Source organism: Aliikangiella maris, assembly GCF_040719265.1.
Classification (GTDB): domain Bacteria; phylum Pseudomonadota; class Gammaproteobacteria; order Enterobacterales; family Kangiellaceae; genus Aliikangiella; species Aliikangiella maris.
The window spans coordinates 153,108-165,445 of record NZ_JBFDAH010000008.1 but is presented as its reverse complement, the minus strand read 5'-3'; the positions used below and the strand labels follow the sequence as shown (position 1 = coordinate 165,445).

Genomic DNA, 12,338 nt, shown 5'->3' with positions numbered 1-12,338 from the left:
AATTAATGTGATCAAATAAACAACGAAAATTTAAATTAAACTCTTCATTATAAAGGAGAAAAATGACAGAAAATCTCAGAAGAGCTGATCACTTTGCCAAAACATTACTTTTATATAAATTTTGTATAAAGTTAATAGCAGGAATCAAATTGTAAAAGCGAATAAAAATGCCGCAATCAATAGAAATTTTTAAGCGTGAAATCCTTGTGATTAACACGCTCCTTAGCTTTAAAAGTCAGTTGGTTTCAAAATAATTAGCATTGGGTCCACCAATGACAATATCAAACTGAAAACCCCGTTGTGCCTGATTATGTTGAGCCAGGTTTTGATGGGTCTGATATTCTTTGGCAATACTGCGAGGCGCATCGTCGCCCAACACAATATACATCGGATCAGTAGCCAGATTTTTATCACCTTTAAAATACATTTGTGTAATTAATCGGGCACTACCACCACGAATTGAAAAATGGATGTGTGAAGGACGCCAGCGACCAATATCCGGTCGAGCGAGGTATGAGCCAGGGTAAACGGTCCAAAAAATATATTCACCCTCATCATTTGTCAGGGTTTTGCCAATCCCTAAAAAATTAGGATCCAGTGGATAATCTGTGTGATCTTCTATATGACTATAGCGTCCCCATTTATTAGCGTTCCATATTTCAATAAGACTCCGTCTGACGGGCCGACCACGTTCATCGGTAACTTTACCAGTCACTTCAATAATCTCTCCCGCGGCTCGCTTATTTCCCGGAAAAATTCTGGTTAAATCATTTTCTCCCGGCTTTATCGCAACTTTAAGCGGATCAAACGCAATAAAAGATGCTCTGGCCTCAGGTGGAATTAAACGTAAGCGATGATTAGGAACTCGAACTTCAGCAGCGCCATCGGTAGGACCTGCCTTCATTTGTCGGCCTTGTAATTGGTTGGCAATGTTTTTAGTATTCATCAGTAAATGTCCTACACAAAAAAATAAATATCAGTCTCGATTATTTGAAAAGTTTTAAGTATCACTTAATTTTGGCTATTGGCTGTAAGTCGTCGAAAAAAGGCGTTTCATTTTCACCTTGCAATACAATATCGATTTCAAAAGCGCTAACTTGATTAGACTCACCCACCCGTTTAGCAATGAGCCGTTTTGCAAGTTGAGTCTCAAGAGAAGCCAATAAAGGATCTTGCAAGTTCTCACTGTGATCTTCAAAAAATATTTGAGTAACCACTCGAGTGATACCGTCACAGAAAATATTTAATGTAATATGTGGGGCACGGTATTGATGAGGAGAGCCTGTTAATTCAATTCTCCCCGGCATAATAGTTCTAACTTTAAAGTGTCCAGTATTTGAACGTTGCCGATAAAAGCCAGTGAACCGGGGATCATAGTCAGGGTGATCGAAATTTTGAGGAATACTCAAAATCCCTTTAGTATTGGCCTGCCAAAACTCAATTAGCGCACCATCAACCAAGTTAAAGTGGCTATCTCTCAATCGAAGACTTAAATCAATTGGTTTGCCTGCCACCTCAACACAAAGCCCTGGATGAACAATAGTCAAATCTTCTGACTCCTCATCAAGGAATGGAATTGGATAATAAGGCCCAATGGTGTCTTCGCCGTTAGCAGGCAAAATTTCAGGTAATATTGATTGCATTGATGCTCCTCAGATGTTCTTATTTTTGACCGAATAGCTATAGAAAAACATTCTAATAGTATTCAAAAATTTCAATCGATATTGAATACTTATGCTATTAAGGCAAACAACAAAATGATTGTATACTATCTTTGTTTTGCATTCTATTTTTTATTGAAAAACATCCAATTTTTCACAATTATCTACGACAAAATAACCATTACAAGCTGTTTGTATTTTATCCCCTGAAAACTCAACAACATGATTTATCTGGAAAAAAACAAATGAATCTTTTACAATCAGTCATTTACTCATATATACTTAGTTGGTTTTGCATACGAATAAAAATCGCATTTTTCCTAATTATTGAGAATATCAAGTTCATGAACGAAGTCCCTTTAAATAAAAATCATGCAACTTATTTTGTACCAGGCTTACAACGTGGGTTACGTGTACTGGAAATTTTAGCTGAATCTGGGACTCCCATGACCATAAATGACATTACAAAACATATGGAGTTTGGCCGTTCTTCGGTATTCAGGTGGGTTTATACGCTGAAATGTCTGGGTTTTATTGACTATTCAGAAACGAATAAAACTTACACGTTAGGTGCCAGAGTTCTCAATTTGGGCTTTGCCTATCTTGGTACACAAGAAATCATCAAACAAGCACGCGGTTTTCTTGAAGCACTACGAGATAAAACCGAAATCGCAACTCACCTAGCCATTTGTGATCATTCTGATGTTCTGTATTTGGATTGTTTACAAGCCAATCGCGGTATTCAAAGTAGTGCAAATACCGGAAAACGCGTTTCAGCTCATGCCTCACCTTTGGGTTGGCTGCTCCTCTCAGATTTATCTAATCGTGAATTAATCCAGCTATTTAATGATAAAGAACTCGCTAAATTTACCGAGCAAACGCCTAGCTCGATTAGTCAACTCAGCCAAAAAATCATAGAGGTCTCATCACTTGGTTATGTTATCAGCTTTGGGGCACTTAAAATTGGTGGAATTTCCATTGCTGCTCCAATTTTTGATGCCAGGGGGAAAGTCATTGCAGCTATCGATATTTCTGGGCCAGACTTTGCATTTGATAAAGACAAAATTAAAGAATTTTATGTGCCAGAAGTTTTAAAAACGGCTCAACAAATATCACAGCATATTCATTCAAATTAATGAAACCGCTAGTGGATTAACACTAAACATTAAATTAGCCTGTTCTTTGTACTTTAAATGTATATAATAAGTTAAGCCAAAGCAAAGATGTCATATAAAATATTATGGTATGCACATTCGGGCATTTACCTGATAAAATGCTCACAACATTATTTGATGACATTGAATTTTGATGACATTGAATATCGATATTATTTATCAACAAAGTAAATAACGCCATTTCCAAGTAAAGTATTGACTTAGTCATCAATGAAATTACTTTATTGGTATTTAATCGTTTTGCTGAAACGGCTCGAAAATTTACTTAGTGATAGCAATAACCTCTCGACGTTTAAATATTGGAAAATAATATGATGAAGGAAATACGCTTTTTAATACCCTCTATTTTTATAATTCTTTTTTCAATCACCTCACTTTATTCAACCACTTCCAGGGCCTTTGCTGAGAACGATCTCCCAGAAGTGCATATTAATCCTGAACCAGACTGGATTAATCAGACGCTGACCCAAGCAGACTATCAACCCAATGTTGCAAAAACCAATGATGATTTTAGTGTCAGATATATTTTAATTGAGCAACAGACGAATGCGATTGATAAAGATATTGTTAATTATCATCGCATTATTATGCAACCTATTAACGAAAAAGGTCTCGAGAAAGTTTCAGAAATTACTTTTGATTTTAATCCCTTATTTGAAGAACTCAGTGTTCATAAAATCGAAGTCAAGCGTGACAATAAATCTTATTCAAAATTAATACCCGACCAAATTAAAGTATTTAAAAATGAATCAGAATTAAAAAACCGACTTTACCTAAATGATGCAAGAGCATTAATTATATTAAATGATATCAGGGTTGGGGATATCATTGAGTACTCTTTCAGTCGTAAAGGAAGAAATCCTGTTTTAGGTGAAAAATTATTTGGTCAGTTTTATGCTGATTGGGGTGTTCCGGTTGAAGCAATTCGATTACGCCTACTAACCGATAAAAAGACTCAACTCCAGTTTCGTACACAATACCCTGCAACAAAAAAAGTTGAGCAAAATACTCGCGAATATTCATGGTCTTTTAACAATGTTAATCCAGTTAAAAATGAAGACCTCTACCCTTCATGGTTTTCCCCATATTCAATTATTGAGTATTCAGAATATCAAAGCTGGCGAGAAGTTAATCAGTGGGCATTAACCTTATATCCTCCTCAATCGGTCCCCGCTAAGCTACAACAAAAAATTAGTCAATGGAAAAAAGAATATCCCACAACGGAAGCACAAATTGCCGTAGCGCTAAAATTTGTACAAGATGAGATTCGATATTTTGGTATTGAAGTTGGAGAAAATACCCATAAACCTCACACACCTGAAGAAGTCTTTGAACGTCGCTACGGTGACTGCAAAGATAAAACAACTCTGCTAATTGCAATTTTGGCAGAACTCGGGGTCACCGCTCACCCCGCATTGGTTTCCAGCTATCAAGGAAAAATCCTCGATCAGCAATTACCAAGCCCTTTACCTTTCAACCATGTCATTGCTCATTTAAAATTTAATAAGCGAGATTACTGGCTGGATTCAACCGTCTCACATCAGCGAGGAGGGCTCAATAATATTGGATTTATTAACTATCATCACGCTTTAATTGTCGCCGAAGGTCAAAAGTCACTGGCCAAAGTAAATGCTAATGATTCACCTATTCCGCAAGTTTATTTAGAAGAAACCTATCATCTTTCAGAAGATAAAGAGGCGGTATTCTTGAATGTTAAAACGGCTTATGAAGGCATCAAAGCAGATAATATTCGGTATCAAATTGCAACGGAAAGTATACAATCTTTATCAGAACGTTATTTGAATTTTTACTCTCGTCAATTCGATAAAATCAGTTTATTAGAAAACATTCAAGTTATCGATGATGAAAAGTCCAATTTACTCACTACCATTGAAAAATACAAAATTCTCGACTTTGGCCGCAAACAGTCAGGTAAGCTTTACTCAGACTATTATGCGACAGGTATTGTCGAACATCTGGTAACACCAACAATTATTCAACGCGAACACCCTTTTGCGGTATCGCATGGATTTCAATTTCGTCAAAAGCAAATTATTGAGCTTCCAGATAATGACATTGTTGATTACTCAAAAGAAAATATTACTAAAGATATCGACTACTTTTCTTTTAGCAAACAAATTGATAAACAAGAAAACCGTATAACCATTACTTATGATTATCGGCCATTAATACCCACTATTTCTGCTAAAGAAACAGGTGACTACCTTTCTTCGGTTAAAGACTTAAAAGAGGCGTTATCTTTTTACCTTGTTACCAAAAACAATGCCAGTTCAACGGTACAGAGCCAACAAGAACGCCTTAAAAACTTGGCCCGAAAACTGATTAACAAGGAGTAGTTTGTCATGAAAAAGTTAACCTGCCATTTTTTTGCGATAGGGTTATGTCTGTTAATTAGCAGCTGTGCAAAAAACCCAAATAATAATACCGTTAACCGTGAAGACCAATACTTTATCAGCTTAATTGACAAATTTAAGCAAGATAAAAACGCTGTGACTTATCAACAATTATGGAAAGCATTTCTCAGTTCGAGTCATACCGAAAGCAGTGCAGTTAAATATGATGAATATATTGCGATTGCCCAACAATTAGAAAGTGGTGATTTAAGCTGTAAAGAGATCGACTGGACACATTTGCTCAATAAAAACTACTGGAGTATTAAACCTCACCTCAGTGCAGCAAAATGCAAACAATTTCTGGGGGATACAAAAGGGGCAGAGTTTCACGAAAATTTTGTGAGCTTAATCATCGATGGTGTTTTTAGCAGCGGTGATGGTAAAGATTATTTTAGCGCTTATGAAGTCGCTTCATGGGGCGATGTAGAAGACTTACTGGAAATTGCTGGCTATAAAAGTCTCGACTTTTACCTGCAAATTAAGGGGGCAGGACAAGGTCTTTATTATATCGTTATTGCTGAAGATCTGGAAACCGGAGAGCAACGAGAAATCTTTTTTGATAACACACGCTATATCAATGCTAATTTAGGTCATTTCAGTAAGGTTGGTAATGGTGAATTGGCTTCACAGGTTATCAATGAGCTTTCTGAAACAACACGCGTTGCTATGCTAGGTATGGGAGATTTATTGGCACAAGAAGAGCAATATGAAAAAGCTACCAACTGGTACCTGAGAGCATCACTTTATGATAGTGGCATCGCGTATTTGCGCTTGGCCAGTTTATGTCTAAAAGGCAAGTATACTAAATTTTCAGAGGGAACTTGCCTTGAGTTTATTATCGACGCTGCCGAACTGGGCATCGCAGAAGCTTACGTGCTTTTATTTGCCCTATATGAAGAAGGTATTTATGTTAAACCCAATAAGCAATTAGCTGATCAAATTTTTACATTAGCGGAGAAAAAAATAGGTAAAGGTAAAGTCTACGAAAAACTTGCTTTTCTTTATCTTCGCGAATTATTTGGTAAAGATAGAGATGATAAAGTCGACTATTATTTTAATCAGGCAGCTGAAAATGGCACTATCAGTAAAGTCTATGTGAGTCAAATTAGTCAAGCAGTCTATTCAGAATCGCTCTCCGAACAAGAACGCGAGAAACCACTTGCACAACTTAAAAAATTTGCGGAAAAAGGCAATCACTTTGCACAAGCCTTTTATGGGGCAAAATTACTTTTTGACTCATACGAAGTCACCGATGATACACTCATAAAAACAGCACTTGAGTATATTGAAAAAGCTGCTGAAGCCGGTATTCCCTATGCGCAGTTTATGATGGGTAATTTATATCAATATGGTGAAAAATACGATGGAAAAAGGGAAAAAGCACAAGCTTACTTTTTGAAGGCAGCCAATTCATGGCATGCTGATGCGCAATATGAAGTTGCCAGATATTACGAAAGACTCTCTGATTTAGCGATTTATCAATCAAATATCAATAAAATACTCAAATTGAATAAAATTGAAAAGGTTTCTTTTATTACAAGCCCACCTGACACAGATATGATTAACTGGATGCGAGCAGCTGCAATTCAAGGACATTTTAAAGCATTAATTGGGCTCGGGTATTATTATGAGCAAGGAAAAGGGGTATCTAAAGATCTTGAGAAAGCCGCCTCCCTCTATAAAATAGTTGCCGATCATAATAATAAAAATGGTCAATATAGTTACGCTTATATGTTAAAAAATGGTTTAGGGGTTGAGCGCAATTATGAAGCAGCTTTTGAACTCTTTAAGAAAGCGCAACAACAAGGTCACCTGGGCGCGACCAATCAATTAGGTTTATTTTATGAATATGGACTATACGTCAATAAAGATTTGAAACAGGCATTTTATTGGTACAACCAGGCTGCCGAAGCCAATTATCAATGGGCTCAATATAATATGGGTCGCTTGTATGAATCGGGTCTGGGCGTAACCAGTGATTTAACCCAAGCATTAAAATGGTATTCGCTAGCAGCCGAGCAGGGTCATAAAGAAGCCAAGGAAAAAGTAAAACAATTAAGTATCTAATTCTTACTTAATATTGAATCTTAACGAACCTTTTCAACTAACGGTAGTCTTATCTTTTATTGATAAACTACCGCTTTAATTTGTTATTCCGCTAGATTAATTTAGACCAACTCATTTTACCCGCTTATAAAATGAGGTCTTCATCACACGAAATTTAATCCAGCCGTTTTAGCCATAGCACTTTATCATCTCAACATGATATAATCGAGACAATACCGAATAAATATTAATCGATTAATATCATTCGCCTTACCAATATAACGATAAAATTATTCAAGGGTGGGAGTTGAAATATTATTTATTAGTGATTGCTTTTATTGTCTCAAATAAAGCCCAATCGTCAGTCACCGATACTTCAAATGAACCGTTGAGTCGATGGACTGTCTCTGCCAATTTGGCCCATGCGGCTCACGCAATTAGCGCTAATAGTTATTCCAATGAAGTATCAGAAACAACCGCTTTTGCCGCAAATCTGGAATATGCGCTCACCCCTTTAGCCTATGTTAATATTGGCTATGTTAACTTTGGTAAAGCAGATCTGTTTCAATATTCTGATACTGTTTTTACCAATCAAGGCTATTTGACCATCGACTCGAATAACCAAACATCATCAGAAGCATTACGGTTAGGAATAAACTGGAATGCTTTGCAGTTTAATCCAGAGCTGAGTATCTATTTAAGTGGTGGCATTAATACTTGGCAATTTAAATGGGAGCAAGATACCTTTGCTACAAACGGTGTAATTTCACTGAAAACTCATCGACTTTATGGCAAAGATACAGGGTTAGGAGGCTGGGCAGCGGCAGCAGTTCATTATCAGTATGATAAGCACATCCAATTAAATTTTGGCATTGAACATAATAACCTGGCAACAGATATTCAGCTCGGTCAAACCGGCCAAACTATTAATGTAAATTTTTCTCGGGTTTTATTAGGCATTAGATACCAATTTTAATAATTTGATAAACTGGCAAATAAAAAACTGAACAATAATTTATTTTGCCGACTCAGTATGCGATAAAATATTTTTTCAATCAGATTATTTTTAAAAAAAATACTACTAAAAATTATTTTTTGCTCTGGCCATAATCGATTTATAACTCGATTATGAGAATCAGTACAAGAGTCAACACAAGTAAAATTTACCCCCTCAAGCCCTTCTAGATTAAGTAGTTCAAGTACAACGCCAGGATACAATTGACGGAAGTTATCATCAAATGAAGTTTTAATTTCAAAAAAATAATCTTCTGAAAGCATTCTAATGGCAATTGCAATAGGTTTATCATTTCTCATTAACGCTTGGAACTGAATACTTTTATCTTTAATCGCCTGCTCAATAAAATCCTCATAGTATTTTTGATATTCAGGTTGACTTAATATTGCCCCCTTCACTTTAGATTTCCATCCTGCATGTTCAAGTTGGCAATAAGCTTGAAACCAGGGATAGTCTAGTTGCTTTTCAGAAGTTGTATAGTAAACAGAGGTATCAGAAAAAATTTTCTTTATAACCCTCCTGCTTTCTGAACGAACTTTTTTTGATAATGATTGATAATAATTTTGTTTGTCTTTAAATTGAGTAATCATTCCACGAAAAGACTGTCGGTGAAACCCGCGCTGATTAAATAATTTTCCAAGTGACATTGGTGAGTACGTTTCAACCAGAAAACAAGAAGCATTTAGTGCGTTTAAAAGCTGTAAATTAATATCATCCATTAATTGTGTATCACTAACTAACGGATCACTAATAAAACAGTGCTCATGACACCAAATTTTTATGCATTTGAATCCTAAGTAATGGCGATAAATGATAACGGGAAACAACGCCACCAGTTTTTCTTGTTCAAAAGCAGTTACAACTTTAATATTTTTTTTCAAAGAAATGTTTTTTAGTGCAGCACTTAAAACTAATTGACTAAAAAAAGGGTTTTTAAATTGACTATTAGTGGCCAGTTCATTCCATTGCTGCGAATCGATTAAATCAACTTTGTTGCGTTCAATTAATTTAATGCTTAACATTTTTATCAATTAACTTCTGACTATTGATAAGTAATTTATGCTTTGTCTTTTTTAATAAAGATAGCATAGGTGTCCAGGTTATGCGCTTGAGCAAACTGGCCAGATAAACCAATACAATTGTCGGTGTAATTTTAGCAACAATCAAATTATCACTGGATAATAATGTCTTTGCCCAAGGGTTAATATAGTAAGCAAAGCCCCCCAAAAAATCACCATTTTTATATCCTACATTAAAAAAGTTTTTTAAAAATAGACTGGTGCTTACCATTCCTGGCGAATAATGACGAAATTCCAAATCGTAGCAACCATGACTAAAATAGACAGTGTGTCCAAGTGTATAGGCAATTTCAGCCGAAACCAGTCGTTCACCTTGATATAAAAAACCAAAATATAAACGATTTTTCTCTGCCAGCTGGGCAAAAAATTCTCGGTAAAACTCTAGATTATTTTGGGACTTGCTTATGCCCACTTTTTCACTGGCTTTCCAGCTTCGCTGTTCGAGTTGTATGTATTCGTCTAAATGCGTCATAGCGGCTTCTGGTTCAGCATACACTTTAAATGAAAATGCCTCACCAAAGTCGTTTTCCATTTTTCTAACCCGTTTTCGCATTTTTCGATGCTTATTCCAAAAAACTTCCCAAGTTTCAGTCAAATCTACAATGGGACTATAAACATCTTCATTTCTTTTTTTAAGATAGCCTGAAGGAAAATATTTTTTGATCGCTTTTCTCGCATGAAAATCTTTTCTTACTTCAACCAATTCAAAAAACTGCCAACGCTTTTTTTGTAATTTTAAAAATTGAAATAATTTAGGCCAGGCAGACTTTTCAACATCTTTTAAAATTATTGGGTACATTTTATCTGCTTCGTTTAGTCCAGCATAAACGACAGCTCTAAATTTGGCATGGTGCCACTGGTAATCAGAGATCAAAAAGGGAAAAACCCCAACCAATTGGCCATTTTGTCGATTATTTCTAATCGCAATGACAAATATTTCATCGCTTGGTGTACAAAAATACTTGATGGCGGTATAAATGAAATCATATGAGTTATAAATCGATGGATAAGTACACTGTTGATGTAATTGCTGCCATTCTTGCTTTAGCATTTCAATCGATTCAAGCGTTTCACAACAGCTCAACTGCAAATCAGATTCATCCATCATTTGTCTCACCCTCTCTGTTTTTATTTGGTTGAAGCTCAATGATGTGAGTTGCTCTGTCAATCACAGAAGGTTTGTGCGTTACAAATAGTATGGTCAACTCCGATAAACGTGTCAGGTTGTTTAATATTTGGCTTTCTGTTTCAATATCTAATTCATTGGTTGCTTCATCCAACAACAAAATTTTCGGCGCATGATACAAGCTACGTGCAATTCCTATTCGCTGTTTTTGTCCACCACTTAATGTCAATTTGGAGTCACCAATTTTTGTATAATAACCTTCAACTAACTCTTGGGTAATAAATGAATCAATCTCTACAATTTTCGCCACTTGCTTCACTTGCTCAATATCGATTTCCGCCAGTGGTATGCCAAATGCGATATTCTCGAGAATACTACCTTCAATTAAGCGAATATTTTGCGGCACGTAGCCAATTTGTACAAGCCAGCTATCCAGGTTACTTTGCGTTAATTCAACACCATCAATACAAATACGGCCACTATCAGCTTTGATCAAACCGAGTAATAAATCGATCAATGTTGATTTACCAACACCTGAAGGACCGGTAATACAAGTCATTTGCTTTGCCGGAATACTAATTGTTAAATTTTTAAAAATATCTTTAATTGATGATTCATATTTAAATGATAATTCAGTCAGTTCAATAATCTCATTAAATACAATCTTTTCTCTCCGTGGATTTTGAGCTAGTCGTAATCTGACACTGTTTTTTTCATCATTGGTATCAGCAAACTCAGATAATATATGCTCAAGAGAAATCCCCAGGTAGCGCAAATCTTCTATACCGTCAAAAATTTCTTTAATTATCGGGATTAATCGATACACTGCAAATGCAAAAAAGGTAATTGAACTCATTACCATTGCAGAAGTATTAGCATGGGTCGAGAAATAGATAGCAATTAAAATTACAAGTCCAAAAGCAAATACTTCAATGATTTGTTCAGGAAACAAACGCAAAATATTATAACGCGTAGCATTTCGGGTAATCGCTTTTGCGGGCTGTGAAAAGCGCCTTAAAAAATATTGATTTTTTCTTGTGACTTTAATTTCGCGAAAAAACTCTAGACTTTGTCTGATTGCCGCATAGAGTTTCGACTCTAACAAGGTAAACTCTTCCCCGAGCGTTTCAATTTTTTTAACAATAAACCAATAAACAAGAATATAGGTGACAGCAATTACAGCACTAGCAAATAAGGTTACCCACACGTTAACGTAAAGCAACAACATAATGATAGTAATAGCAATAATCAGATCCGAAATCAGCCCGACTAGCGAAAGCAGACTTCCTACAATTACACGATCTACTTCAGAAACCACGTTACGTGTCATATCTGAAATCCGACGCTTTTTAAACGCTAAATAGGGACCTGTCATATACTGATTGAGCAATCTGACTGACAACTTAAACTCCTTCACATTAAAAAACTTGAGTGTCAACCAGTAATCAAAAATAACGAACAAGTTTCCTAATAACAAAATTGAAAATGCACCGGTCCCAATAATTATAAGTAGCGAGTCATGCAAATGTTGGGGAATATAAGACTTCAGCGTCAAAAAATAGGGATGCGTGTCAGCCAACGATGGTTCGGTAAGTAAGGCGATCAGAGGCATGACTGAAACGATACCCAACGCTTGTACCAAGCCATTAATTGTCGTCGTAAAAAACAAGAACAATAGCTGGAATTTCTCTTTTTGACTGAACTGGCTAAAAATCAGCCTTACGCTGGAATACACATATGCCCTTTTGTTTTGTTGATATACTTCTCAATTTACAGAAAAAATTATAGCAATTCGCAATAAATATTAATAGATTTATTCTTT

9 protein-coding genes are annotated in these 12,338 nt (G+C 35.8%); 4 read left to right on the top strand and 5 right to left on the bottom strand.

All coding sequences use genetic code 11. From position 1 onward, the window contains the following. Positions 1–235: 235 nt before the first annotated feature. Positions 236–946, bottom strand: a complete 711-nt coding sequence (locus tag ABVT42_RS09805; protein WP_353874494.1) for a dioxygenase family protein — start codon at positions 944–946, stop codon at positions 236–238. Between the two features lie 61 nt (positions 947–1,007). After that, on the bottom strand, positions 1,008–1,643 hold the full coding sequence (locus ABVT42_RS09800) for a dioxygenase family protein (protein ID WP_353874495.1): 636 nt from the start codon (positions 1,641–1,643) through the stop codon (positions 1,008–1,010). A 362-nt stretch (positions 1,644–2,005) separates the two neighbouring features. Here ABVT42_RS09800 and ABVT42_RS09795 point away from each other — a divergent pair, with 362 nt between their 5' ends. From ABVT42_RS09795 to ABVT42_RS09780, 4 genes are all read left to right on the top strand, one after another. Continuing rightward, a complete protein-coding gene (locus tag ABVT42_RS09795) occupies positions 2,006–2,797 on the top strand; it encodes an IclR family transcriptional regulator (RefSeq protein ID WP_353874496.1) in 792 nt (263 codons plus the stop codon). Positions 2,798–3,147: 350 nt separating this feature from the next. Next, positions 3,148–5,193, top strand: coding sequence for a DUF3857 domain-containing transglutaminase family protein (locus ABVT42_RS09790; RefSeq protein WP_353874497.1), 2,046 nt, complete (start codon positions 3,148–3,150; stop codon positions 5,191–5,193). 6 nt (positions 5,194–5,199) lie between these two features. Next, positions 5,200–7,317 carry a tetratricopeptide repeat protein gene (locus ABVT42_RS09785; RefSeq protein ID WP_353874498.1) on the top strand — a complete coding sequence of 706 codons (2,118 nt, stop codon included), beginning with the start codon at positions 5,200–5,202 and terminating at the stop codon, positions 7,315–7,317. Between the two features lie 286 nt (positions 7,318–7,603). Next, positions 7,604–8,272 carry a hypothetical protein gene (locus tag ABVT42_RS09780; RefSeq protein ID WP_353874499.1) on the top strand — a complete coding sequence of 223 codons (669 nt, stop codon included), beginning with the start codon at positions 7,604–7,606 and terminating at the stop codon, positions 8,270–8,272. On the opposite strand, the gene ABVT42_RS09775 is transcribed toward ABVT42_RS09780, so the two are convergent. The 3 genes from ABVT42_RS09775 to ABVT42_RS09765 are packed head-to-tail and all read right to left on the bottom strand — an operon-like array spanning position 8,269 to position 12,191. Further along, positions 8,269–9,333: a GNAT family N-acetyltransferase gene (locus tag ABVT42_RS09775; protein WP_353874500.1), complete on the bottom strand. Its 1,065-nt coding sequence runs from the start codon at positions 9,331–9,333 to the stop codon at positions 8,269–8,271. The two genes, ABVT42_RS09780 and ABVT42_RS09775, sit on opposite strands and share 4 nt — an antisense overlap. Continuing rightward, positions 9,320–10,498, bottom strand: coding sequence for a GNAT family N-acetyltransferase (locus ABVT42_RS09770; protein WP_353874501.1), 1,179 nt, complete (start codon positions 10,496–10,498; stop codon positions 9,320–9,322). Before ABVT42_RS09770 ends, ABVT42_RS09775 begins: the two co-directional genes overlap by 14 nt. Further along, the gene (locus ABVT42_RS09765; protein ID WP_353874502.1) at positions 10,488–12,191 is read right to left on the bottom strand and encodes an ABC transporter ATP-binding protein; all 1,704 of its coding nucleotides are present in this window, start codon (positions 12,189–12,191) and stop codon (positions 10,488–10,490) included. The genes ABVT42_RS09770 and ABVT42_RS09765 overlap by 11 nt, the downstream gene beginning before the upstream one ends. Positions 12,192–12,338: the final 147 nt, after the last annotated feature.